This is a genomic window from Geobacillus sp. LEMMY01 (assembly GCF_002042905.1).
Classification (GTDB): Bacteria; Bacillota; Bacilli; order Bacillales; family Anoxybacillaceae; genus Geobacillus; species Geobacillus proteiniphilus.
Window position 1 is genome coordinate 1 of sequence record NZ_MVKA01000010.1, and the last position, 24,051, is coordinate 24,051.

The 24,051-nt window shown below is 56.2% G+C and carries 23 protein-coding genes; 22 read left to right on the plus strand and 1 reads right to left on the minus strand.

Going from position 1 to position 24,051, the window contains the following annotated elements; genetic code table 11:
* The 10 genes from B1A75_RS06400 to spoVM all read left to right on the plus strand — a co-directional run.
* Positions 1 to 379, plus strand: a 379-nt coding sequence (locus B1A75_RS06400) for an RNA-guided endonuclease TnpB family protein (protein ID WP_139761713.1), incomplete at its 5' end; no start/stop codon positions are given.
* A gap of 214 nt (positions 380 to 593) precedes the next feature.
* A complete protein-coding gene (gene fmt, locus B1A75_RS06405; RefSeq protein WP_042381408.1) occupies positions 594 to 1,553 on the plus strand; it encodes a methionyl-tRNA formyltransferase in 960 nt (319 codons plus the stop codon).
* Positions 1,540 to 2,874, plus strand: coding sequence for a 16S rRNA (cytosine(967)-C(5))-methyltransferase RsmB (gene rsmB, locus B1A75_RS06410; RefSeq protein WP_042381406.1), 1,335 nt, complete (start codon positions 1,540 to 1,542; stop codon positions 2,872 to 2,874). Before fmt ends, rsmB begins: the two co-directional genes overlap by 14 nt.
* A 4-nt stretch (positions 2,875 to 2,878) precedes the next feature.
* Positions 2,879 to 3,976, plus strand: a complete 1,098-nt coding sequence (gene rlmN / locus B1A75_RS06415; RefSeq protein ID WP_042381404.1) for a dual-specificity RNA methyltransferase RlmN — start codon at positions 2,879 to 2,881, stop codon at positions 3,974 to 3,976.
* A 5-nt stretch (positions 3,977 to 3,981) separates the two neighbouring features.
* Complete coding sequence (locus tag B1A75_RS06420; protein WP_042381401.1) at positions 3,982 to 4,731, plus strand: Stp1/IreP family PP2C-type Ser/Thr phosphatase; 750 nt, start codon at positions 3,982 to 3,984, stop codon at positions 4,729 to 4,731.
* 5 nt (positions 4,732 to 4,736) lie between these two features.
* Positions 4,737 to 6,692 carry a Stk1 family PASTA domain-containing Ser/Thr kinase gene (gene pknB / locus B1A75_RS06425; protein ID WP_042381447.1) on the plus strand — a complete coding sequence of 652 codons (1,956 nt, stop codon included), beginning with the start codon at positions 4,737 to 4,739 and terminating at the stop codon, positions 6,690 to 6,692.
* A gap of 20 nt (positions 6,693 to 6,712) precedes the next feature.
* On the plus strand, positions 6,713 to 7,594 hold the full coding sequence (gene rsgA, locus B1A75_RS06430; RefSeq protein ID WP_014195416.1) for a ribosome small subunit-dependent GTPase A: 882 nt from the start codon (positions 6,713 to 6,715) through the stop codon (positions 7,592 to 7,594).
* Between the two features lie 2 nt (positions 7,595 to 7,596).
* A complete protein-coding gene (rpe, locus tag B1A75_RS06435) occupies positions 7,597 to 8,253 on the plus strand; it encodes a ribulose-phosphate 3-epimerase (RefSeq protein WP_042381399.1) in 657 nt (218 codons plus the stop codon).
* A gap of 108 nt (positions 8,254 to 8,361) precedes the next feature.
* Positions 8,362 to 9,012: a thiamine diphosphokinase gene (locus tag B1A75_RS06440; protein WP_042381396.1), complete on the plus strand. Its 651-nt coding sequence runs from the start codon at positions 8,362 to 8,364 to the stop codon at positions 9,010 to 9,012.
* 81 nt (positions 9,013 to 9,093) lie between these two features.
* Entirely contained in the window at positions 9,094 to 9,174 is an 81-nt protein-coding gene (gene spoVM, locus B1A75_RS06445; RefSeq protein WP_011230680.1) for a stage V sporulation protein SpoVM, read from the plus strand.
* Between the two features lie 89 nt (positions 9,175 to 9,263).
* Here spoVM and rpmB read toward each other — a convergent pair whose 3' ends face one another.
* A complete protein-coding gene (gene rpmB / locus B1A75_RS06450; protein ID WP_031410471.1) occupies positions 9,264 to 9,449 on the minus strand; it encodes a 50S ribosomal protein L28 in 186 nt (61 codons plus the stop codon).
* 228 nt (positions 9,450 to 9,677) lie between these two features.
* Here rpmB and B1A75_RS06455 point away from each other — a divergent pair, with 228 nt between their 5' ends.
* The 12 genes from B1A75_RS06455 to smc all read left to right on the plus strand — a co-directional run bounded on the left by B1A75_RS06455 (position 9,678) and on the right by smc (position 24,047).
* Positions 9,678 to 10,040, plus strand: coding sequence for an Asp23/Gls24 family envelope stress response protein (locus B1A75_RS06455; protein WP_079935945.1), 363 nt, complete (start codon positions 9,678 to 9,680; stop codon positions 10,038 to 10,040).
* Positions 10,041 to 10,057: 17 nt separating this feature from the next.
* Positions 10,058 to 11,728, plus strand: a complete 1,671-nt coding sequence (locus tag B1A75_RS06460; RefSeq protein ID WP_079935946.1) for a DAK2 domain-containing protein — start codon at positions 10,058 to 10,060, stop codon at positions 11,726 to 11,728.
* Between the two features lie 73 nt (positions 11,729 to 11,801).
* On the plus strand, positions 11,802 to 12,464 hold the full coding sequence (gene sdaAB / locus B1A75_RS06465) for an L-serine ammonia-lyase, iron-sulfur-dependent subunit beta (RefSeq protein ID WP_079935947.1): 663 nt from the start codon (positions 11,802 to 11,804) through the stop codon (positions 12,462 to 12,464).
* A gap of 73 nt (positions 12,465 to 12,537) precedes the next feature.
* Positions 12,538 to 13,422 carry an L-serine ammonia-lyase, iron-sulfur-dependent, subunit alpha gene (sdaAA, locus tag B1A75_RS06470; RefSeq protein ID WP_074044727.1) on the plus strand — a complete coding sequence of 295 codons (885 nt, stop codon included), beginning with the start codon at positions 12,538 to 12,540 and terminating at the stop codon, positions 13,420 to 13,422.
* Positions 13,419 to 15,467, plus strand: a complete 2,049-nt coding sequence (gene recG / locus B1A75_RS06475) for an ATP-dependent DNA helicase RecG (protein ID WP_079935948.1) — start codon at positions 13,419 to 13,421, stop codon at positions 15,465 to 15,467. The genes sdaAA and recG overlap by 4 nt, the downstream gene beginning before the upstream one ends.
* Positions 15,468 to 15,767: 300 nt before the next feature.
* On the plus strand, positions 15,768 to 16,364 hold the full coding sequence (gene fapR, locus B1A75_RS06480) for a transcription factor FapR (RefSeq protein WP_011230687.1): 597 nt from the start codon (positions 15,768 to 15,770) through the stop codon (positions 16,362 to 16,364).
* On the plus strand, positions 16,348 to 17,331 hold the full coding sequence (plsX, locus tag B1A75_RS06485; RefSeq protein WP_042381385.1) for a phosphate acyltransferase PlsX: 984 nt from the start codon (positions 16,348 to 16,350) through the stop codon (positions 17,329 to 17,331). The genes fapR and plsX overlap by 17 nt, the downstream gene beginning before the upstream one ends.
* Before the next feature lie 21 nt (positions 17,332 to 17,352).
* Positions 17,353 to 18,294: an ACP S-malonyltransferase gene (fabD, locus tag B1A75_RS06490; RefSeq protein WP_042381383.1), complete on the plus strand. Its 942-nt coding sequence runs from the start codon at positions 17,353 to 17,355 to the stop codon at positions 18,292 to 18,294.
* Positions 18,295 to 18,298: 4 nt separating this feature from the next.
* Complete coding sequence (gene fabG / locus B1A75_RS06495) at positions 18,299 to 19,042, plus strand: 3-oxoacyl-[acyl-carrier-protein] reductase (protein WP_042381381.1); 744 nt, start codon at positions 18,299 to 18,301, stop codon at positions 19,040 to 19,042.
* 60 nt (positions 19,043 to 19,102) lie between these two features.
* Positions 19,103 to 19,336 (plus strand): acyl carrier protein, encoded by a 234-nt coding sequence (locus B1A75_RS06500; protein ID WP_011230691.1) that lies wholly within the window; start codon positions 19,103 to 19,105, stop codon positions 19,334 to 19,336.
* Positions 19,337 to 19,514: 178 nt separating this feature from the next.
* Positions 19,515 to 20,255 carry a ribonuclease III gene (gene rnc, locus B1A75_RS06505; RefSeq protein ID WP_042381378.1) on the plus strand — a complete coding sequence of 247 codons (741 nt, stop codon included), beginning with the start codon at positions 19,515 to 19,517 and terminating at the stop codon, positions 20,253 to 20,255.
* Between the two features lie 228 nt (positions 20,256 to 20,483).
* The gene (gene smc, locus B1A75_RS06515; RefSeq protein WP_079935949.1) at positions 20,484 to 24,047 is read left to right on the plus strand and encodes a chromosome segregation protein SMC; all 3,564 of its coding nucleotides are present in this window, start codon (positions 20,484 to 20,486) and stop codon (positions 24,045 to 24,047) included.
* Positions 24,048 to 24,051 lie beyond the last annotated feature (4 nt).

A 24,051-nucleotide genomic window follows, 5' to 3' on the forward strand; every position in this document is an offset into this window, starting at 1 on the left:
CTKGATGAAGGATAGGACCCACAAAATCAGCCGTCAAATCGTTCGTTTTGCCCTCGCCAACGGTGTTGGCGTGATTCGAATGGAAGAGTTGACGGGGATTCGCAAGCGGGCAACATCGGCCAAAGAAGCGGGACGAAGCCTTCACTCTTGGGCGTTTCATCAACTGCAAATGATGATTGCCTATAAAGCCGAAATGGCGGGCATTCGGGTCGAGTGGGTGAAGCCGACCTACACGAGCCAAACGTGTAAATGTGGACATCGGGAAAAGGGAAATCGCAATGGCATCCACTTTCAGTGTAAAAAATGCGGATACACCCTCCACGCCGACTTAAATGGCGCCATCAACATCGCCAAAGCGATTTCGGGCTTCGCCGCCTAACCTAGCGCACTGGTCACAGGTGCGCCGCCCATTGGGGTACATCTTAACCCGATGGGACGGGGTGATGGCACACCCCTGAACTTGGGCGTTGTCCGAACCAGAAATGGATGAGGGCGTGAGCGACCCAAGAATCCCACGTCCTTTAGGCGTGTGGAGTGTCAAGTCGAAAGTGATTCGGTATTGCGATCTTGAAGAATTGGAAGGATAGATGCCAATGACGAACATTGTGTTTATGGGAACACCTGACTTTGCCGTGCCGATTTTGCGCCAGCTTCTTCATGACGGCTACCGCGTTGCAGCGGTCGTCACCCAGCCGGATAAGCCAAAAGGGCGGAAGCGCGAGCTCATTCCGCCCCCGGTGAAAGTGGAAGCGGAGCATCACGGCATCCCGGTGCTGCAGCCGACGAAAATTCGCGAGCCGGAGCAATACGAACAAGTGCTGGCGTTTGCGCCCGATTTGATTGTAACGGCGGCGTTCGGGCAAATTTTGCCGAAAGCGCTGCTTGATGCACCAAAATACGGCTGCATCAACGTCCATGCCTCGCTTCTGCCCGAGCTGCGCGGCGGGGCGCCGATCCATTACGCCATTTGGCAAGGGAAAACGAAAACGGGCGTCACGATCATGTATATGGTGGAGCGGTTGGACGCCGGCGACATGTTAGCGCAAGTCGAAGTGCCGATTGCCGAAACGGATACGGTCGGCACGCTCCATGATAAATTGAGCGCCGCCGGGGCTAAACTACTATCAGAAACGCTTCCACTTTTATTGGAAGGAAAAATTACGCCCGTTCCGCAAGATGAGGAGAAAGCGACGTATGCGCCGAACATTCGCCGCGAGCAGGAGCGGATCGATTGGACGCAGCCCGGCGAAGCCATTTACAACCATATTCGCGCCTTCCATCCGTGGCCGGTCACGTATACAACGCAGGATGGGCACATTTGGAAGGTTTGGTGGGGTGAAAAAGTGCCGGCGCCCCGTTTGGCGCCGCCGGGCACGATTTTGGCGCTCGAGGAAAACGGCATTGTCGTGGCCACCGGCAATGAGACAGCCATTCGCATCACCGAATTGCAGCCGGCCGGAAAAAAACGGATGGCGGCGGGCGAATTTTTGCGCGGCGCCGGCAGCCGGCTGGCGGTCGGCATGAAGCTAGGAGAGGATCATGAACGTACGTGAACTTGCTTTAGATACGCTGTTAGCCATTGAACAAAAAGGAGCGTACAGTCATTTGCAATTAAACGAAGCCATTCAAAAAGGACGCCTTGACGGGCGCGATGCGGCGCTGTTGACCGAGATTGTCTACGGCACGGTGCAACGGCGCGATACGCTCGATTATTATTTGGCGCCGTTTTTGCGCAAGGCGCGCCGGCTTGAGCCGTGGGTGCGCGTGCTTCTTCGGTTGACGCTGTATCAAATGGTGTATTTGGACCGTGTTCCCGACCGCGCCGCCGTCTTTGAAGCGGTTGAAATCGCCAAACGGCGCGGCCATCGCGGCATCGCTTCACTTGTCAACGGCGTATTGCGGGCCATCGGCCGCGAGGGGCTGCCGTCGATCGAGGCGGTTGATGACGCGGGCAAGCGGCTCGCCCTTGCCACCAGCCATCCCGAGTGGCTCGTCCGGCGCTGGATCCAGCAATATGGTTATGAAGAAGCGGCGCGCATGTGCGAGACGAATTTGCGCCCGCCGCAATCAACGGCCCGCGTCAACCGGCTGCGTGCGACTGTCGAAGAAGCACTCGAGCGGCTGCGCGCTGAAGGGATGCAGGCAATCCCTGGCCATGTCGCTCCGGAGGCCATCCGGGCGGAAAAAGGGAATTTGGCTCATACGGAGACGTTTCGCGCCGGTTGGCTGACGATTCAAGATGAAAGCTCAATGCTTGTCGCTCGAGCGCTCGACCCAGCCCCCGGCGAGCGGGTGCTTGACTGCTGCGCGGCGCCGGGCGGGAAAACGACCCATATCGCCGAGCGGATGGACGGGCGCGGCGAGGTCGTTGCTGTTGATATCCACGAACATAAGGTAAAGCTGATCGAACAGCAGGCCAAGCGGCTCGGTCTTGACAACGTTGCGACGCTCGCCCTTGACAGCCGCCGGCTCGGCGAGCGGTTTGCCCCGGAATCGTTTGACCGCGTTTTGGTCGATGCGCCGTGCACTGGATTCGGCGTCATTCGCCGCAAACCGGAGATCAAATATACGAAAGGGAGAGACGATGTCGCCGCGCTTGTCGAGATTCAGCAAGCCATTTTGCGGGCGGCCGCCCCGCTTTTGAAAAAAGGCGGTACGCTTGTCTACAGCACATGCACGGTGGAGCGCGAGGAAAATGAAGAAGCCATCGCCCGCTTTTTAGCGGATCATCCGGACTTCTTCCTCGACGCCAGCCTTCCCGAGCGGATGCCGGAACCGGTGCGGCCGCATGTGAAAGGCGGCATGCTTCAGCTGCTGCCGCATCATTTTGACTCTGACGGGTTTTTTATCGCCCGACTGCGAAAGAAGGTGTAAAAGCATGGAAATGGCTCGTCCGGCTGCCCGCCGCTCTGTCGGCGAAACGCAGCCTCCGTTGCCATCGATTTATTCGCTCACGCTAGACGAATTGAAGGAATGGCTGGTCGCTCAAGGCGAAAAGCCGTTTCGGGCCACGCAAATTTACGAGTGGCTGTATCAAAACCGCGTCACCGATTTTGCCGACATGACGAATTTGCCAAAGCGGCTGCGCGAACAGCTAGCGTCATCATTTTCGATCACGACGTTGAAAACCGTGGTCAAACAAACGTCTAAAGACGGAACGATCAAATTTTTGTTTGAGCTCCATGACGGCTATTCGATCGAGACGGTGCTCATGCGTCATCACTACGGCAATTCGGTGTGTGTCACGACGCAAGTCGGCTGCCGCATCGGCTGCACGTTTTGCGCTTCGACGCTCGGCGGACTGAAGCGTCATTTAGAGGCGGGCGAGATCGTCGCCCAAGTCGTGCAAGTGCAAAAGGCGCTCGATGAAACGAATGAACGCGTCAGCAGCATCGTCGTCATGGGCATCGGCGAGCCGTTTGACAACTACGATGCGCTCATCAAGTTTTTGCGCATCGTCAATCACCCAAAAGGGTTGAACATTGGCGCCCGCCATATCACCGTTTCCACCAGCGGCATCATCCCAAAAATTTACCAATTTGCCGATGAAGGAATGCAAATCAACTTCGCCATTTCGTTGCATGCACCGACGAATGAGCTGCGGACGAAACTCATGCCGATCAATAAAGCGTACCCGCTGCCCAAGTTGATGGAGGCGGTTCGGTATTACATTGAAAAAACCGGCCGGCGCGTGACGTTTGAATACGGATTGTTTGGCGGGGTGAACGACCAGCTTGAGCACGCCGAGCAGTTGGCCGAGCTGATTAAAGGGCTGAAATGCCATGTGAATTTGATTCCGGTTAACTACGTGCCGGAGCGCAACTATGTGCGCACGCCGCGCAGCCAAATTTTCGCCTTTGAACGGGCGTTGAAAAAACATGGAATCAATGTCACCATTCGCCGCGAACATGGACACGACATCGATGCCGCCTGCGGACAGCTTCGCGCGAAGGAGCGAAAAGAGGAGACGAGGTGAATCGGATGCGAGCCGTTTTCCGAACTGACATCGGCCAAATTCGCGAACATAACGAAGACAGCGGCGGCGTATTTGTCAATCAAAGCGGCCAATATTTAGCGGTCGTCGCTGACGGGATGGGCGGCCATCGCGCCGGTGATGTGGCCAGTTCCATGGCGGTGGCGTATTTGCAGGAGCGATGGGAGAAAGAGAGTGGCCTTGCTTCGCCGGCTGAGGCGGAGCAATGGCTCAAGACGCAGATTGCGGCGGCGAACGAACAATTGTTTCACCATGCCCGTTCCCACCCGGAATGTCAAGGAATGGGGACGACGGTCGTCGCCGCCGTTTGCGCTAATTCGTTTGCGACGGTTGCCCATATCGGCGACAGCCGCTGCTACGTGCTCAACAAAAGCGGAATTCAGCAGCTGACCGACGACCATTCGTTGGTCAATGAGCTCGTCAAAAGCGGGCAACTTTCCAAAGAAGCGGCTGAGCATCATCCGCGCAAAAACGTGCTGTTGCGGGCGCTCGGCACGGAACCGGCGGTGAAAATCGACGTTAAAACAGTGGCGCTCGACGAGGACGACATGTTGCTGTTATGTTCGGACGGGTTGTCCAATAAAGTGCCGGAAGCGGACATGATACATATTTTGACGGGTGCCGGCACGCTGGAAGAGAAGGCGGAGGCGCTTATCCAGCTCGCCAACGGGCGGGGCGGAGAAGACAACATTTCGCTGGCGGTCATCGATGTTTCAGCGGAACGTGAAGGTGGGTGATCGGCGTGCTCATTGGAAAGCGATTGAATGACCGCTATAAAATCATCAGCCTCATCGGCGGCGGCGGTATGGCCAACGTGTATTTGGCCCGCGATATGATTTTGGAGCGCGATGTTGCTGTCAAAGTGCTCCGCCTTGATTTTGCCAATGATGATCAGTTCATCAAACGGTTCCGCCGCGAGGCGCAAGCGGCGACGAGCTTAAACCATGAACATATCGTCTCCATTTATGACGTCGGCGAAGAGGAAGGCGTCTATTACATCGTCATGGAATATGTGCGCGGCGCGACACTGAAGCAATACATCCAGCAGCACGCTCCGCTTCCGGTCGAACGGGCGCTTGGCATCATGGACCAGCTGACATCAGCGATCGCCCATGCCCATGAGAACGGCATCATCCATCGCGACATTAAACCGCAAAACATTTTGCTTGATGAGCACGGCAATGTGAAAGTGACCGACTTCGGCATCGCTGTGGCGATGAGCGGCACGACGATCACGCAGACCAACTCGGTGCTCGGTTCGGTTCATTATTTGTCGCCGGAGCAGGCGCGCGGTGGCATCGCTACTGAAAAATCGGATATTTATTCACTCGGCATTGTCATGTTTGAACTCGTCACCGGTCGGCTGCCGTTTTCCGGCGAATCAGCCGTTTCGATCGTGTTGAAGCACTTGCAGGCGGAAACGCCGTCGCCGAAGGCGTGGAATCCGGACATCCCGCAAAGTGTGGAAAACATTATTTTAAAAGCGACGGCGAAAGACCCGTTTTACCGCTATGCATCCGCGCGCGAAATGAACGAGGACATTCGGACAGCGCTGGATCCAAGGCGGCGCAACGAGCCGAAATTTACCATACCCGATGACGATGAGGAAGCGACGAAAGCCGTTCCGATGATCAAACATGTGGAAAGCGCGGCGTTGGAGCAAGAGACGCTTGTGTACGAAGAAAAAACGAGCGAACCGGTTCATACGATCGACGAACCGAAACCGAAGCGGAAGCGGGTATGGATTGCATGGCTTGTGGCTGCCTTGCTGTTCATGGGAGCTGTCGGCGTCAGCGCGGTCACATGGATTCCGGACCTCATTTTTCCAAAAGAAGTGACGATGCCGAACGTGGTCAACAAAAACTATGATGACGCTGTTGAACAGCTGTCGTCTCTCGGTTTGGAAATCAAAGATACGATCGATGTGGAAGATGATCAAATCGAAGAAGGAAAAGTCGTGCGCACCGATCCGGAAGCCGGCATGACGGTGAAGAAAGGGGCCGGCGTCATTATTTATAAAAGCATTGGAAAAAAGAAAATCGAATTTCCAAGCTTCATTGGCGATGATATTGCTGCGGCGGAGGAGGAGCTGCGCGCCGAAGGGTTTGCCCGCATCACACGCAGCGGCCGCTACAGCGACAAGCCGGAAGGGACGATTTTGGATCAATACCCGTACGCCGGTGATGAAGTCGTGCCTGATGAAACGGAAGTGATGTTCACCGTCAGCCTCGGGCCGGAGAAGGTCACCGTTAAAGATTTGACCGGCTATACGGAAAAAAGCGTGCGCGACTACGGCGCGGATCAAGGGCTGCGCATTGACGTGAAGTACGAGTATTCAGACGAGGTGCCGGAAGGGCTTGTCATTTCGCAAACTCCAGCGGCGAACGAGCAGGTAAAAAAAGGGGAAACCATCACTGTCGTCATTTCCCGCGGGCCGGAGCCGAAGCCGTCCAAAACGGTGGTGAAAGAGATTATGATCCCGTATGAACCGGCGATGCCCGGGCAAATTGTTGAAGCCCAGCTTTACATCCAAGATGCCACCCACAATATGTCAACGCCATACAAAACATACCGGCTGACGGCGCCAGCGACCGAGATGGTCGAGTTTGAAATTCCATATGGGGAGACCGCTTATTACCGCGTCATTGTCAACAATGTCGTCAAAGAGGAAGGGTCGATCCCATACCCAAGAAAATGACGGGAAAAAGGGGTGAGGCTATGGCGGAAGGACAAATCATTAAAGCGTTAAGCGGATTTTATTACGTCTTGTCCGAAGGCCGCGTGTTCCAATGCCGCGGGCGCGGTGTGTTCCGCAAGAAAAAAGTGACGCCGCTCGTCGGCGACCGCGTCGTTTTTCAGGCGACGAGCGAAACGGAAGGCTATATTTTGGAGATTGGCGAGCGGCAAAATGAGCTTGTGCGGCCGCCGATTGCCAACGTCGAGCAGGCGATTTTAGTCTTTTCGGCTGTAAGCCCGGACTTCAGCGCCAAGCTGCTCGACCGCTTTCTTGTCTTGGTTGAATCGAAACGCATCACGCCGATTATTGTCATCAGCAAAATCGATTTGTTGGATGGCGAATCGAAAGAAGAGATCGCCCGCTACGTGCATGATTACCGGCGCATCGGCTACGACGTGATTGAAACGTCAGCAGTGACCAAGGGCGGCCTCGATGAACTGGCGTTGCGCCTTCGCGGCCGCGTCTCCGTCGTCGCCGGGCAGTCCGGCGTCGGCAAATCGTCCCTATTAAACGCGCTCCGTCCGGATTTGCGGTTGAAAACGGGCGACATTTCCACCCATTTAGGGCGCGGCAAGCATACGACCCGCCATGTCGAACTGCTTGAGGTCGCCGGTGGGCTTGTCGCCGACACCCCAGGGTTTAGTGCACTTGAGTTCGACCAGATCGAGCTTGACGAATTGCCGCATTATTTTCCTGAATTCCGAACATACGGGGAAGGGTGCAAGTTCCGCGGCTGCCTTCATATCGCCGAGCCGAAATGCGCTGTGCGTGAGGCGGTCGAGGCTGGGGAGATTCCATCGTACCGCTATGACCACTACGTTAGTTTTGTTGCCGAAATGAAAGAACGAAAGCCGAGGTATTGAACATGATTCGAATTGCGCCATCGATTTTATCAGCCGATTTCGCCCGCCTGGCTGAGGAAATTCGTTCGGTCGAGGAAGGCGGGGCGGATTGGATTCATGTCGATATCATGGACGGGCATTTCGTGCCGAATTTGACGTTCGGTCCGCCGGTCGTGGCCGCCATTCGACCGGTGACGAAGCTGCCGCTTGACGTCCATTTGATGATCGCCGACCCGGACCGATACATTCCGGCGTTTGCGAAAGCGGGCGCGGATGTGATTTCCGTCCATGTTGAGGCGTGCATGCATTTGCATCGGACGATTCATTTTATCAAAGAACAAGGCGTCAAAGCCGGGGTGGTGCTCAATCCGCATACACCGGTCGAGATGATCCGCCATGTGATCGCTGATGTCGATCTCGTCTTGTTGATGACGGTCAATCCAGGGTTTGGCGGACAGGCGTTCATTCCGGCGGTCGTGCCAAAAATCCGTGAGGTCGCCCGGATGGCCAGCGAACAAAACAAAGAGGTCGATATTGAGGTCGACGGCGGCATCAATGCGGAAACGGCGCCGCTTTGCGTGGAAGCCGGGGCGAGCGTGCTTGTCGCCGGCTCGGCCATCTACAATGAACGGGATCGAGCCGCCGCCATTCGCACGCTTCGCGAAGCGTGCGCCAACTAGCCAAAAGGCAGCGCCGCTTTTGCCATCTTATCGAGCCGCAGGGTGATGAGAGCAAAGAAAAGGACGGAAGATGGCCGCCTCGGCCCTTGCCGAAAGGGGGAAACGCATGTGTTGATTCATATTGTCGGCGGCGGTCCGCGCCACCTTCTTCCCGATTTGCGCTCGTATGATGGGAGCGATGTGCAGTGGGTCGGCGTCGACCGCGGCACGAAAGCGCTGCTGGATTTCGGACTCCGTCCGGTGCGGGCGTTTGGCGATTTTGATTCGCTGCCGGCAGAGGAGGTCAAGCGGCTAAGGGAGATGCTGCCGGAGCTTGACATTTGGCCGGCGGAAAAAGACAAAACGGATATGGAGATCGCCCTTGACTGGGCGGTTAGGCAGACAGATGGGGCCATCCGTCTGTTTGGGGCGACCGGCGGGCGGCTTGACCATTTGTTTGGCAACGTTGAGCTGCTGTTAAAGTACGCCGGGCGGCCCATTGAACTCATCGACCGGCAAAACGTGCTCACCGTCCATCTGCCCGGCGTGCATACGGTCGCGCGCGACGAGCGATACCGCTATGTGTCATACATCCCGATTTCCGAAACGGTGGCAGAGCTTACGCTTATCGGATTTAAATATCCGCTAACAAACTGTCATATTTCCCGCGGTTCGACATTATGTATTAGTAACGAACTTATCCAATCTTCCGGTACTTTTTCGTTTTCAGAAGGCATATTAATGATGATAAGGAGCAGCGATTTTGCCGGCTGCCCGTAGTCGCGCTTGGCTTATGACGGAATATAATGGATAAGGAAATGGCGGGAAGCTCGTTATGATCGGTGTGAGGAGGGAATCGGGATGAAGTTTTATACGATCAAGCTGCCGAGATTTTTAGGCGGAATCGTGCGGGCGGTGTTGAACGCATTTAAAAAAGGATAAGAAAAAAGCACCATTTTTGGTGCTTTTTTGTTGCCGCCGAACAAAAGGAGGGTTGCAACCTTTTGGGGCGGCTTCTTTTCGTTAGGCCGTTAGACGCGTTTCACTTTTCCAGATTTCAGCGCGCGCGCCGAAACCCAGACGCGTTTCGGTTTGCCGTCAACTAAAATGCGCACTTTTTGCAAGTTGGCTTTCCATGTGCGGCGGCTGGCGTTCATGGCATGCGAACGCGAGTTGCCGAACGATTTCTTCTTGCCGGTCACAAAGCATTTCGCCATCGTTTTTCCCTCCTTGCTTTCACATCCCTCTAAAAACACTATTATAATTTACCATACAACCGTAGGGATTGCAATAGACGTGCGGTTTTCTTTCAAGAAACTGTCCTTGACATATATTTCAGTTTTCGGCTAAATAATACTAGTGGGCGGACGGGAAGCGCTTTGAAAACAGAAAGCGTTATAGTACAATAGGGGTAGCTGTGCGAGATACGCAAAGGGGGAACGAGCATGTCGATCGAATGGCAAACGAAATACGGGCGCATCGAAGTTGCCAATGAAGTAATTGCGATGATCGCGGGGGGAGCAGCCGTCGATTGCTACGGCATTGTCGGAATGGCGTCGAAAAACCAAATTCGCGATGGGCTGTCGGAAATTTTGCGCCGGGAGAATTTTTCCAAAGGGGTTATTGTCCGCGAAGAAAACGGCGAGGTACATATCGATATGTACATCATCGTCAGCTACGGAACGAAAATTTCCGAAGTCGCCCATAACGTGCAGTCGAAAGTGAAGTACACGCTCGATCAGACGCTCGGGCTGGTGGTTCAGTCGATCAATATTTACGTTCAAGGGGTTCGGGTGTCAAACCCGTAGTAAGGAGGAGTTAGCCGGTGACAATGAGGACGCTTGACGGAAGACGATTTGCCGATATGGTGCAGCAAGGGGCCGCACATTTGGCGAACAACGCCAAGACGGTCGATGCGCTGAACGTCTTTCCGGTTCCAGATGGCGATACAGGAACGAACATGAACTTGTCGATGACGTCCGGGGCGAAAGAAGTGAAGGCGAACGCCTCCGACCATATCGGCAACGTCGCCGCGGCGCTGGCGAAAGGGCTGTTGATGGGGGCGCGCGGCAATTCCGGCGTCATTTTGTCGCAGCTGTTCCGCGGATTTGCCAAGGCGGTGGAAGGCAAACAGCAAGTGAACAGCTTCGAATTCGCCGCCGCTTTGCAGGCTGGGGTTGATACAGCTTACAAGGCGGTGATGAAGCCGGTTGAGGGGACGATCCTCACCGTTGCCAAAGAAGCGGCGCGCAAGGCGGTGGAGGTGGCAAAAAAAGAACGCGACGTGATCGCCGTGATGGAAGCGGCGCTCGCCGAGGCGAAAGCGGCGCTGCAGCGCACGCCCGAATTGCTTCCAATCTTAAAGGAAGTCGGTGTCGTCGACAGCGGCGGTCAAGGGCTCGTATACATCTATGAAGGGTTTCTTGCTGCTCTGAAAGGGGAAATCGTGAGCGCCGCACGCGCTGAGGCGCGGATGGACGATTTAGTGAAAATGGTGCACCATCAAAGCGCGCAAAGCCATATTCATACCGATGAGATCGAGTTTGGCTACTGTACGGAATTTATGGTCCGTTTTGAGCCGGACAAGCTGGCCGAGCACCCGTTTTCCGAAGAAACGTTCCGCCGCGAGTTAAGCCAGTTCGGCGACTCGTTGCTCGTTGTCGCTGATGACGAGCTCGTTAAGGTGCACATCCATTCGGAAACGCCGGGTGAGGTGCTGACATACGGTCAACGCTACGGCAGCTTGATCAATATTAAAATTGAAAACATGCGCGAACAACATGCCAACATCGTCGGCAAGGAGGCAAAAACGCTGCCTGGTGTTGCCAAAGAGGAAGCAAAGCCGTACGGTATCGTCGCCGTCGCCATGGGCGCTGGCGTGGCTGAACTGTTTCGGAGCATCGGTGCACACGCCATCATTGAAGGTGGGCAAACGATGAACCCGAGCACGGAAGAAATCGCTGACGCCATCCGCCTCGCTAACGCGGAAACGGTGTTTGTGCTGCCGAACAACAAAAACATTGTGATGGCGGCAAAACAAGCGGCGGAGCTTTCCGAACAGCGGGTGATCGTCATCCCGTCGAAAACGGTTCCGCAAGGTCTGGCGGCGTTGCTGGCGTTCAATCCGGCGCAATCGGTCGAGCAAAACGAGCGGGCGATGACGGCGGCGCTGTCGCGAGTGAAAACGGGGCAAGTGACGTTTTCCGTGCGCGATACGACGATTGACGGCATCGAGATTCAAAAGGGCGATTACATGGGGTTATTGGATGACCGCATTATTGCCGCTGACAAAGACAAACTCGCCGTAACGAAGCGGCTGCTTGATGCGCTCATTGATGAAGAAAGCGAAATCGTGACCATTTTGTACGGCGAAGACGCAACGGAGATCGATGTGGAAACAGTCGTTGCCTATTTGGAAACGAAACATGACGGGGTCGAAGTGGAAGTGCATAACGGAAAGCAGCCGCTGTATCCATTCATCATTTCCGTCGAATAATATGTTAGAATAATAGAAGGGAGCATTCCCTTCTATTTTTCTTATTTTTCTGTTTTGTGGAGGAATAGCGGAGATGAAATACAAAAGCGTCTTTGATATCATTGGCCCGGTGATGGTCGGGCCGTCAAGTTCACATACGGCCGGGGCGGTGCGCATCGGTTTGGTTGCGCGCAAGTTGTTTGGCCGAAAGCCGACGTGGGCGCGCATTTCGTTTTACGGCTCATTTGCCGAAACGTATCGGGGGCATGGCACCGACGTTGCCATTGTCGCCGGGCTGCTCGGGTTTGACACGTTCGATGAACGTCTTCCGAATGCGCTTGAGATCGCCCGTGAGGAAGCGGTGGACGTTTCGTTTTCTGCCGAGGAAGCGATTCCGCATCATCCGAATACGGTGCGCCTGCGGATTGGCGATGACGAAGGCGAGCTTGAGCTCGTCGGCATTTCGATCGGCGGCGGCAAAATCGAAATCGTCGAATTGAATGGGTTTGCCTTGAAGCTGTCCGGTCACCATCCGGCGCTGCTCATTATGCATAACGACCGGTACGGGACGATTGGGGCGGTGGCTTCGGTGTTGGCGAAACAGAAAATCAACATCGGCCATATGGAAGTGTCGCGCAAGGAGAAAGGGAAAGAGGCGCTCATGGCGATCGAAGTCGATCAGCCGCTGACCGATGATCTCATTGGCGAGCTTGAGCAACTGCCGAACATCATCCAAGTGGCCAAACTCGTTGATTAGGAAGAAAACGGTTTCGTGTCTGTTAGCATTTGGATAGACATCGCTGTAATGGAGAGAGGATAGGTGAGCATGAATGTTTCGCAATGTGGCTGAACTTGTGGCGTTGGCCGAAAAGGACAACATCAAAATCGCTGAAGTGATGATCCGTCAAGAAGTGGAAGTGAGCGGGCGAAGCCGGGAAGAGATTATCGCCCAAATGGATCGCCATTTGGCCGTCATGGAGCGTGCCGTCGAGAAGGGGCTGCGAGGGGTTGTATCCCGTTCCGGACTGACGGGCGGCGATGCGGTGCGGATGCAACGCTATATTGCAGGCGGCCGTTTTTTGTCCGGAGAGACGATTTTAGACGCCGTCAGCAAAGCCATGGCGACCAACGAAGTGAACGCGGCGATGGGCGTCATTTGCGCCACGCCGACGGCTGGGGCGGCCGGCGTCGTCCCGGGGACGCTGTTTGCCGTGAAAGAGAAGCTGCGGCCGACAAGAATGGAAATGATTGAGTTTTTGTTTACAGCCGGGGCGTTTGGCTACATTGTCGCCAACAACGCCTCGATTTCCGGCGCCGCCGGCGGCTGTCAAGCCGAGGTTGGGTCGGCGGCCGGCATGGCCGCCGCGGCGCTGGTTGAGCTGGCCGGTGGGACGCCGAGCCAAGCGGCCGAAGCGATGGCCATCGCCTTAAAAAATATGTTGGGATTAGTATGCGACCCGGTTGCTGGCCTGGTCGAAGTGCCGTGCGTCAAGCGGAACGCGATGGGGGCGGCGAACGCCATGATCGCTGCGGATATGGCGCTAGCCGGCATTAAAAGCCGCATCCCGTGCGATGAAGTGATTGAAGCGATGTATCGCATCGGTGCAGCCATGCCGGTGGCGCTCAAAGAAACGGCGCAAGGGGGGTTGGCCGCGACGCCGACTGGCCGCGCCATTGCGGCCCGCATTTTCGGCGCTTCTGCGGCATCGAAGTGAACGAAGCGATGCAACAGCCGGTGGCGGCGGTCAAAGGCATCGGTGAAGAGACGGCGGCGGCGCTTGCCGACATCGGCATCGCGACGGTCGGTGAGCTGCTTGCGTACGCCCCGTACCGCTATGATGATTACGAACAAAAAGATTTGGCCGCCGTCCGCCATGAAGAAAAAGTGACAGTGGAAGGGAAAGTATACAGCGCCCCGCTGTTGACGTATTACGGAAAGAAAAAATCGCGCCTTTCCTTCCGCATGCTGGCCGATCGCTACTTGATCACCGTCGTTTGTTTCAACCGTCCCTATTTGAAGGAAAAAATCGCCCTGAACGAGACGGTGACGGTGATCGGCAAATGGGACCGGCATCGGCAAACGATCAACGCCTACGAGCTTCGGTTCGGACCGGCTCCGGAGACCATCGGCATCGAGCCGGTTTACTCCGTGCGCAGCCCGCTGACGGTGAAAACGATGCGCCGGTTGATGAAAGCGGCGTTCGAACAGTTTGGCGAGCACATCCCCGACCCGCTGCCGCCCGCTTTGCGCCGCGCTTATCGCCTTGTCGACAAACAAGAAGCGCTCCGCGCCCTTCATTTTCCGCGCACGCGCGAAGAGTTGCATCAGGCGCGGCGCCGGCTCGTCTATGAGGAGTTTTTGTTGTACCAGTTGAAAATGCAGGCGCTCCGTCGGTTGATGCGCGATGAGCGGCGCGGCGTCGTTCACTCGTTTTCTGAAGAGCGGCTTTCGTCCTTTCTTTCCGGATTGCCGTTTGCTTTGACGAACGCCCAGCGCCGCGTCATCGGCGAAATTTTGGCGGACATGCGCTCGCCGCGGCAAATGAACCGGCTTTTGCAAGGCGACGTCGGTTCTGGCAAGACGGTCGTTGCCGCTGTCGCCCTTTACGCCGCCGCTTTGTCCGGGTTTCAAGGAGCGCTGATGGTGCCGACGGAAATTTTGGCTGAACAGCACGCCCGCTCGCTCGCCGAGCTGTTTGCCGATACTGATGTGACTATCGCGCTCTTGACAAGCTCAGTGAAGGGAAAGCGGCGCAAAGAGGTGCTTGCCGAACTGGAAGAAGGAACGATCGATATCGTCGTAGGCACGCACGCCTTGATTCAAGAAGGAGTGCAGTTTCGCCGGCTCGGCCTTGTCATTACGGACGAGCAGCATCGGTTTGGCGTCGAACAGCGCCGCATTTTGCGTGAGAAAGGGCATGCACCGGATGTATTGATGATGACGGCGACGCCGATTCCGCGCACACTCGCCATTACAGCGTTCGGCGACATGGACGTATCGGTGCTCGATGAAATGCCGGCCGGACGAAAAAAAGTCGAGACGTATTGGGTGAAGCATCATCAGTTCGCCCGCGTGCTCGATTTTATCGAAAAGGAATTGCGCCGCGGTCATCAGGCGTATGTCATCTGTCCGCTCATTGAGGAGTCGGACAAATTGGATGTGCAAAACGCTATCGATGTCCATAGCCAACTTGTCCATTATTATCGCGGGAAATATGAGATCGGCCTTATGCACGGCCGGCTGTCGGCCGACGAAAAAGAACGCGTCATGCGGGCGTTCAGCGAAAACCGCATCCATGTGCTCGTCTCGACGACGGTCGTTGAAGTCGGCGTGAATGTACCGAATGCGACGGTGATGGTCATTTACGACGCCGAACGGTTTGGCCTCGCCCAGCTCCATCAGCTGCGCGGGCGGGTTGGGCGCGGCGACGCCCAGTCGTACTGCATTTTGATCGCCGACCCGAAATCGGAAGTCGGCAAAGAACGAATGCGCATCATGACGGAAACGGCCGATGGGTTTGTGTTGGCCGAAAAAGATTTGGAGCTGCGCGGTCCGGGCGATTTTTTCGGTACAAAACAAAGCGGGCTCCCGGAATTCCGCTACGGCGATCCAGTGCATGATTACCGTATTTTGGAAGTCTCCCGCCGCGATGCCGCCAAACTCGTTTCCTCGGCCGCGTTTTGGCGCGATGAGGCGTACGCCGGGCTGCGCGCTGAGCTGGAAGCGTCCGGCATACTCGACGGGGAAAAGCTAGATTAATAGACAGGAAGGAGGCGTTTTCGCATTCGCGCCCCGTTGTTTTTTATGGTGATTGATTCACTTTTTGGCTAGTTTGCGCCTATATTTTCACCCCTCGGATGGGGGAAGCAAGAGATGCCTGTCCGACGGTTTCGTTTGTGGGCCTTGAGGATAGAGCGGAAAGCCGTTTGGCGGGGGCGTCGGATCCACAGCGGCCGACAGCATGTGGCCGCTTTTCATTTTTTGTGCTTGCATTTCGTTTTTTGATATTATATATTACTTTTAGTACCTAGTCATAAAATCGGACGGTGTCACGAATCAATGAGAAAAAGCAAACGCGAACGGCAACGGTTGTTGCAGGAGACGATCCGGGAAAACCCGTTTATCACCGATGAAGAGCTCGCCGAAAAATTTTCGGTCAGCGTGCAGACGATCCGCCTTGATCGGCTTGAGCTGTCGATTCCCGAACTGCGTGAGCGCATCAAGAATGTCGCCCGCCAGTCGTTCGCTGATAAAGTGCGGGCGTTGCCGCTTGAAGAAGTGATCGGCGACATTATTGACATCGAGCCGGATGCGAGCGCCATTTCGATCTTCGATGTGAAAGAGGAGCACGTCTTTCGGCGCACCCGCATCGCCCGCGGCCACCATTTGTTCGCTCAGGCCAACTCGCTCGCCGTCGCCGTCATCCATGATGAACTGGCGCTGACAGCGAAAGCGACCATTCGTTTTGTGCGCCAAGTGAAAGAAGGGGAGCGGGTCGTAGCCAAAGCGAAAGTGACCGGCAAAACGGCGCACGGGCGCACAATCGTCGAGGTGAACAGCTACGTCGGCCAGGAGCTCGTCTTTTCCGGGACGTTTGAAATGTACCGTTCAAACATAGAGAAAAAGGATGGGGACAGCAATGAATATCGCGGTTGATGCCATGGGCGGAGACCATGCCCCGGGCGAAATCGTGCGCGGGGCGCTGAGAGCCGCCGCCCATTTCCCTGACATCGAGATTACGCTGATTGGCGATGAAGCGAAAATTCGCCCGCATGTGACGAGTGAAGAGCGCATTTCGATCATCCACACCGAGGAAGTGATCGAAGCAGATGATGAGCCGGTGCGGGCGGTGCGGCGCAAAAAAAATTCGTCGATGGTGCGCATGGCGGAAGAAGTGAAAGAAGGGCGCGCCGCTGCCTGCATTTCCGCCGGCAATACCGGGGCGCTCATGGCGGCCGGACTGTTTGTCGTCGGGAGGGCAGCCGGCATCGACCGCCCGGCGCTCGCCCCGACGCTGCCGACGTTGGATGGGCGCGGCTTTGTCTTTCTGGATGTCGGCGCCAACGTCGATGCAAAGCCGGAACATTTGCAGCAATACGCTTTGATGGGGCATGTGTACGCGAAGAACGTGCGCGGCGTCGAAAACCCGCGCATCGGCTTGCTGAACGTCGGAACGGAAGACCAAAAAGGAAACGAAACAACGAAACGGGCGTTTGCCTTGCTCAAGGAAACGAACCTTCATTTCATCGGCAATGTTGAAGCGCGCGACCTGCTGCAAGGAGTGGCTGATGTTGTCGTCGCCGACGGCTTTGCCGGCAATGTTGCGTTAAAAACGATTGAAGGGACGGCCTTGGCGCTCTTTTCCTTGCTCAAGCAGACGCTGACAAGCGGCGTCGCGGCGAAGCTGGCCGCCGCCGTCCTCAAACCGAAGCTCGCCGGGCTGAAAAAGATGATGGACTACTCGGAGTATGGCGGCGCGGCGCTGTTTGGCTTAAATGCTCCGGTCATTAAAGCGCACGGGTCGTCCGATGCCAATGCTATTTTCCATGCCATCCGCCAAGCGCGAGAGATGGTGGCTCATGATGTCATCGGTACGATCAGAGCGGAGCTGGAACGGGCATAATCGGTAAAGGAGGAATCAAAAATGGGGAAAATCGCCTTTTTATTTCCGGGCCAAGGCTCGCAGACGGTCGGCATGGCAAAAGACGCCGCCGACCATGACGACCGCGCCCGTGCCGTCATCGCGGAGGCTGACGAGCGGCTTGGATTCGCGCTTTCCAAGCTCATGTTCAACGGGCCGCAAGAAGAGCTGACGTTGACATATAACGCCCAGCCGGCGCTGCTAGCCGCCAGCATCGCCTTATGGCAGCTCGTTGACGGCGCTGGCCTTAAGGCTGACTATGTCGCCGGCCACAGCTTAGGCGAATATACGGCGCTTGTCGCCGCCGGCGCCATGTCGTTTGCCGATGCCGTTTACGCGGTGCGCCGCCGCGGCGAGCTGATGGATGAAGCGGTGCCGGCCGGTGAAGGGACGATGGCGGCGGTGCTTGGGATGGACGCCGAGGCGCTCGAAGCGGTGACAAATGAAATCGCCGCCCAAGGCGACCCGGTCGAGCCCGCCAACTTCAACTGCCCGGGACAAATCGTCATCTCCGGCTCGAAAGCCGGAGTGGAAAAAGCGGCGCAGCTGGCGAAAGAACGCGGCGCCAAACGCGTCATTCCGCTTGAGGTGAGCGGTCCGTTCCACTCCGCTCTCATGAAGCCGGCGGCAGAAAAACTGAAAGCGGTTCTTGACAGTTTGGTGATTCGTGACGCCGCCATTCCGATCATCGCCAATGTGACCGCCGAGCCGGTGACGAAAAAAGAGGACATCGCCCGCCTTCTCATTGAACAACTGTACTCGCCGGTGCGCTGGGAGCAGTCGGTGCGCACGCTTCTTTCGCTTGGCGTCGACACGTTTGTCGAAATCGGTCCGGGAAAAGTGTTGTCCGGCCTTGTGAAAAAAATCGACCGCAACGCCCGCGTTTATGCGGTGAACGACCTCGCTTCCTTCGAAGCGACCGTTGCGGCGCTGAAAGGGGAATAAAGCGATGCTCGAAGGAAAAATTGCGCTCGTCACCGGGGCGTCGCGCGGCATTGGCCGGGCGGTCGCTCTGGAGCTTGCCCGCCAAGGGGCGAACGTTGCCGTCAACTACGCCGGCAACGAGGCGAAAGCGAATGAGGTTGTCGAGGCCATCCGCTCGCTCGGCCGCGAAGCGATCGCCGTGCAGGCGGACGTCGCCCGCGCTGAAGATGTTGAGCGCATGGTGAAAACGACGATTGACCATTTTGGCCGCCTCGATATTTTGGTCAACAACGCCGGCATTACGCGCGACAATTTATTGATGCGGATGAAAGAAGAAGAATGGGATGCCGTGATGAATACGAACTTAAAAGGGGTATTTCTTTGTACGAAGGCGGCAACGCGCCCGATGATGAAACAACGCTATGGGCGGATCGTCAACATCGCTTCGATCGTCGGCGTGATCGGCAATCCAGGGCAGGCGAACTATGTCGCCGCCAAGGCCGGCGTCATCGGGCTGACGAAGACGGCGGCGCGCGAACTCGCCAGCCGCAACATCACCGTTAACGCCGTCGCACCAGGATTTATTACGACCGATATGACCGAAGCGCTCAGCCCGGAGCTGAAGGGGGAAATGTTAAAACAAATTCCGCTTGCTCGCTTCGGTGAGCCGGATGACGTCGCCCGCGTCGTCGCTTTCCTCGCTTCCGACGCCGCGAGCTACATGACCGGACAGACGCTTCATGTTGACGGCGGCATGGTCATGCCATGACAAAACGCCGCTAGTATTTTTCTCTTCCATCGACTATAATCATGAAGGGAGGTGAACACAATGGCAGACGTATTGGAACGTGTAACGAAAATCATCGTTGACCGGCTGGGGGTTGACGAATCGCAAGTGACGCTTGAGGCGTCGTTTAAGGACGACTTGGGCGCTGACTCGCTCGACATCGTCGAACTCGTCATGGAACTTGAAGACGAATTCAACATGGAAATTTCCGATGAAGAGGCGGAAAAAATCGTCACAGTCGGAGACGCTGTGAACTACATAAAAAGTCGTCTGTAATGCCGCTTTTTTGCAAAGTCCCGTTGCTTCGAACGGGGCTTTCTCTGCTTTTTCAGGGATGCTCGGCGGGCCTTGCGGAAAAAGCGCACGATTCCCGCTCGCTTAGCGGACCGGAGAACGGATATAATAGAAGAAGACAAGGCCATTTTGTTCTGGAACGAAGTCGGAGGGCATTTTTATGTCAAAACAAAAAGATAAAGAGCGCATCTATGAAAAGAGGCGGGCGAAGTTTCAAGAGCTGCAAAAAAAAATCGGCATCACCTTTCGAAACGAAAAGCTGTTGATTCAAGCGTTCACCCATTCATCGTATGTGAATGAGCATCGGCGGCGGCTTCACGAAGACAATGAACGGCTTGAGTTTTTAGGTGATGCCGTGCTGGAGCTGACCGTTTCTCAATATTTATTTCAAAAGTTCCCGCATATGAGCGAGGGGCAATTGACGAAGCTGAGGGCGGCCATCGTCTGTGAGCCGTCGCTTGTGAAATTTGCCAACGCCCTGTCGTTCGGCGAGCTCGTCTTACTCGGCAAAGGCGAGGAGCTGACCGGCGGGCGGACGCGTCCGGCGCTCTTGGCAGACGTCTTTGAGGCGTTCATCGGCGCTTTGTATTTGGATCAAGGAATGGATGCGGTCATCCGCTTTTTGGAGCAAACGATGTTTCCGAAAATTGATGAAGGTGCTTTTTCTCATGTGATGGATTTTAAAAGCCAGCTGCAGGAATTGGTGCAGCGGGACGGCAGCGGAACGCTTGAATACGCCATTTTGGAGGAAAAAGGTCCGGCCCACAACAAGGAGTTTGTCGCCCGCGTAGCGTTAAACGGCCAAGAGCTTGGCATCGGCGTCGGCCGCTCGAAAAAGGAAGCCGAACAGCATGCGGCGCAAATGGCGCTCGAAACGTTGCGGGCTGCCGACCAGCAGTGAAGGCTGGCGCTGTTACGTCAGTCTTTTTTCTGTGAACGTGCGAGGGGATGGAGAGCAAACGCTGCTCATGGGTGTTTCGATGAACATGCGCGCCTTGAGCGGGGGAAGAAAGGCGTTTTTTTCGATAGTTCGTATGGTAGGATGAAAAGATCGAACGTCCCGGTTCCCCAAAATGGCTCCGGGGTGTTTGTGGTGGATCACAGTGGAAAGATGGTGAGGCGTCATACCATGTTCCTGAAACGATTGGATGTGATCGGCTTTAAATCGTTCGCTGACCGTGTATCGATCGAGTTTGTCCCTGGTGTGACGGCGGTCGTCGGTCCGAACGGGAGCGGCAAAAGCAATATTACCGATGCGATCCGTTGGGTGCTCGGTGAGCAATCAGCGAAATCGTTGCGCGGGGCGAAAATGGAAGACGTCATCTTCGCCGGCAGCGAATCGCGCAAGCCGCTCAATGTGGCTGAAGTGACGATCACACTCGACAATGAAGACGGCTTTTTGCCGCTTGAGTACCAGGAAGTGAGCGTGACCCGGCGCGTCTATCGCTCGGGGGAGAGCGAGTTTTTCATCAACCGCCAGCCGTGCCGTTTGAAAGACATCGTCGATTTGTTTCTCGATTCCGGGCTCGGCAAGGAGGCGTTTTCCATCATCGGCCAAGGCCGGGTCGAAGAGATTTTAAGCAGCAAACCGGAAGAGCGGCGCACGATTTTTGAAGAAGCGGCCGGCGTGTTGAAGTACAAGCTGCGGAAAAAAAAGGCGGAGGCGAAGCTAGCGGAGACGCAAGACAACTTGCACCGCGTCAACGATATTTTGCACGAGCTCGAACAGCAGCTTGAGCCGCTCCGCATGCAGGCGTCGCTCGCCAAAGAGTTTTTGGAAAAACGCGAAGAGCTCGAGCGATTTGAAGTGGCGCTGATGGTTCACGACATCGAGCGGCTGCGCGGGCAATGGAATGAGTTGAAGGAAGCGCTTGATGGGCACCAGCGGGACGAAGTGGCGCTGGCGGCGGCGTTACAGAAAATGGAAGCCCAAATCGAACAGCTGCGCGATCAAATGACCGCCATTGACGAATCGGTCGACGGTTTGCAGCAAGTGCTGCTTTTAGCCAGCGAAGAGCTTGAGAAGCTCGAAGGGCGGAAAGAAGTGTTGAAAGAGAGGAAAAAGCATGCCGCGAGGCGAAAAGCGCAGCTGGACGACATAACGGCTGCACTGGCTGCGAAACGGCGCCGCTTGACGGAGCAGCTGCATGCCGAGCGGGATGAACTCGCCCGGCTTGAGGCGGCCGCCGCAGCACTCGAGCGGGAGCTGAAAGAAAAACAGGCTTTGCTTTCGGCGCATGAAGCCGACATTGAAGAAGAAATCGAGCGGCGAAAAGGTGATTACATCGACCTTGTTCATGAACAGGCGGCGTTGAAAAATGAACGTGCACATGTGGAGCAGGCGCTTGGCAAGCTGCATGCCAAACGGACGGCGCTCGATGAAGCGAACCGCCGCCATCTCGCCGAACGTGAACAGCTCGAGCAGAAGCGGGCGGCCTTATGGGCCGAGCAGACCCGCCTCGAACAGGCGCTGGCGGAAGCGCATAATAGACAAGCCGCTCTCGCCGCGGCGCTCGCGGCGCAAAAAACGGAGCTCGAGCAGCACGAAGCGCAGCTGCATCAGGCGCGCCAATACCGGCAGCAAACCAAAGCGCGCCAGCAATGGTTGGAAGAGATGCAACATGACTACGCCGGCTTTTTCCAAGGGGTGAAGGAAGTACTAAAGGCGCGCGACCGGCTGCCCGGCATTCATGGCGCCATTGTCGAGCTCATTCGCGTGCCGGACCGCTATGAAACGGCGATTGAAACAGCGCTCGGCGGGGCGATGCAGCATATCGTCGTTGACAGCGAACAGGCGGCGCGGCAAGCGATTCACTATTTGAAAACGAACGGCTACGGGCGCGCGACGTTTTTGCCGCTTGACGTCATCCAAGCGCGCGCGCTTTCCGAACGGGAGCGGGCGGCGATTGACCGCCATCCGGCGTTTGTCGGCATTGCGAGCGAGCTCGTCGAATACGACCGCACCTATAGGGCGGCGATCGCCCATTTGCTCGGCCATGTCATCGTGACAGCCGATTTAAAAGGCGCGAATGAGCTGGCTAAGCTTCTTCAGTACCGTTATCGTCTCGTGACGCTGGACGGCGATGTCGTCAGCCCCGGCGGGGCGATGACCGGCGGCGGAGCGGCGAAAAAGACCGTGTCGCTGTTAAGCCGGAATCGCGAGCTGGAAACGCTAGCCGCTAAGCTTCAGGAAATGGATGAAACGATCGCTCGGCTTGAGCGGGCTGTTGCGGCGAAACGACGCGAGCAGGCGGAGCGGGAAGCGCAGGCGGCTGCGCTGCAAGAGGAGATCGCGGCGCTGCAAGAAGCGTTGCAAAGACAAAAGGACGAGCAACGCGAGCTCGAATGGCAGAAAAAACGGATCGACGAGCGGCTCGCTTTGTATGATGAGGAAAAAGCGAACGATGAGCGCGAAATGGCAGAACTGAACCGCCGCCTCGGCGCCATTGACAGGCAGCTTGAGCAGCTTGCCGAGAAACTGCAGGCGATCGATGCCGACATCAACCGGCTGCAGGCGCAAAAACAGACGGAGCAAACGACGAAAGAGACGCTCCAGGCAGTGATCACCGAGCAAAAAATCGCCTTGGCGGAAACGAAAGAGCGCGTGAAACATGCGCGCCGGAAAGTCGAAGAGCTCGAAACGGAGCTTGCCGAAACCGCCCGCGAGCTTGAGGAGGCTGAACAAGAACGGGCCGCCTTGGACGCAGAAATGGAGGCGCCGGCATGGAATGAGGCAGAGCTTGAACAGCAACGACAGCAAAAGCTCGAGGACAAGCAAAAAACGATTGAACTGATCGCAAGCCGCCGCGAACAGCGGCTCGACTGCCAACGGCAGCTCGAGCATTTGGAGCGGGAATGGAAGGAAGCAAAGCGGCAGCATAAACAGCTCGCTGATGTCGTGAAAGACGAAGAAGTGAAGTTGAACCGGCTTGACGTGGAGCTTGAGAACTTGCTTGTCCGTCTGCGCGAAGAATATGGGCTGTCGTTTGAAGCGGCTCGCTCCGCGTACCCGCTTGAGATCGGCGCCGATGAGGCGCGCAAGCGGGTGAAGCTGATCAAGCGCGCCATGGAGGAGCTCGGCACCGTCAACTTGGGGGCGATCGATGAATACGAACGAGTTTCCGAACGGCACCGCTTTTTAAGCGAGCAAAAAGCCGATTTGGAAGAGGCGAAGGCGACGCTCCACCAAGTCATTGATGAAATGGACGATGAAATGAAAAAACGGTTTTTCGCGACGTTTGAACAAATCCGCGCCCATTTTGGCGAGGTATTTGGCGAGCTGTTCGGCGGCGGGCGCGCCGATTTGCGGCTGACCGACCCGAACGACTTGCTTGAGACTGGGATCGACATCGTCGCTCAGCCTCCGGGGAAAAAGCTGCAACATTTAAGCTTGCTTTCCGGCGGCGAACGGGCGCTGACGGCGATCGCCCTCTTGTTTTCGATTTTAAAGGTGCGTCCGGTGCCGTTTTGCGTCCTTGATGAAGTCGAAGCGGCGCTTGATGAAGCGAACGTGCAGCGGTATGCCCAATATTTAAAACGGTTCAGCCGCGACACGCAGTTTATCGTCATCACCCATCGAAAAGGGACGATGGAAGAAGCGGACGTGCTGTACGGCGTCACGATGCAAGAATCGGGCGTCTCAAAGCTCGTTTCCGTCCGTTTGGAAGATTCGAAGGAGCTCGTGCGGTCATAATGGA

Coding starts and splice junctions, on each gene's coding strand:
- fmt (WP_042381408.1), top strand. CDS start 594: ATGACGAACATTGTGTTTATGGGAACACCTGACTTTGCCGTGCCGATT.
- rsmB (WP_042381406.1), top strand. CDS start 1,540: ATGAACGTACGTGAACTTGCTTTAGATACGCTGTTAGCCATTGAACAA.
- rlmN (WP_042381404.1), top strand. CDS start 2,879: ATGGAAATGGCTCGTCCGGCTGCCCGCCGCTCTGTCGGCGAAACGCAG.
- B1A75_RS06420 (WP_042381401.1), top strand. CDS start 3,982: ATGCGAGCCGTTTTCCGAACTGACATCGGCCAAATTCGCGAACATAAC.
- rsgA (WP_014195416.1), top strand. CDS start 6,713: ATGGCGGAAGGACAAATCATTAAAGCGTTAAGCGGATTTTATTACGTC.
- rpe (WP_042381399.1), top strand. CDS start 7,597: ATGATTCGAATTGCGCCATCGATTTTATCAGCCGATTTCGCCCGCCTG.
- spoVM (WP_011230680.1), top strand. CDS start 9,094: ATGAAGTTTTATACGATCAAGCTGCCGAGATTTTTAGGCGGAATCGTG.
- rpmB (WP_031410471.1), bottom strand. CDS start 9,449: ATGGCGAAATGCTTTGTGACCGGCAAGAAGAAATCGTTCGGCAACTCG.
- B1A75_RS06455 (WP_079935945.1), top strand. CDS start 9,678: ATGTCGATCGAATGGCAAACGAAATACGGGCGCATCGAAGTTGCCAAT.
- sdaAB (WP_079935947.1), top strand. CDS start 11,802: ATGAAATACAAAAGCGTCTTTGATATCATTGGCCCGGTGATGGTCGGG.
- sdaAA (WP_074044727.1), top strand. CDS start 12,538: ATGTTTCGCAATGTGGCTGAACTTGTGGCGTTGGCCGAAAAGGACAAC.
- fapR (WP_011230687.1), top strand. CDS start 15,768: ATGAGAAAAAGCAAACGCGAACGGCAACGGTTGTTGCAGGAGACGATC.
- plsX (WP_042381385.1), top strand. CDS start 16,348: ATGAATATCGCGGTTGATGCCATGGGCGGAGACCATGCCCCGGGCGAA.
- fabD (WP_042381383.1), top strand. CDS start 17,353: ATGGGGAAAATCGCCTTTTTATTTCCGGGCCAAGGCTCGCAGACGGTC.
- fabG (WP_042381381.1), top strand. CDS start 18,299: ATGCTCGAAGGAAAAATTGCGCTCGTCACCGGGGCGTCGCGCGGCATT.
- B1A75_RS06500 (WP_011230691.1), top strand. CDS start 19,103: ATGGCAGACGTATTGGAACGTGTAACGAAAATCATCGTTGACCGGCTG.
- rnc (WP_042381378.1), top strand. CDS start 19,515: ATGTCAAAACAAAAAGATAAAGAGCGCATCTATGAAAAGAGGCGGGCG.
- smc (WP_079935949.1), top strand. CDS start 20,484: ATGTTCCTGAAACGATTGGATGTGATCGGCTTTAAATCGTTCGCTGAC.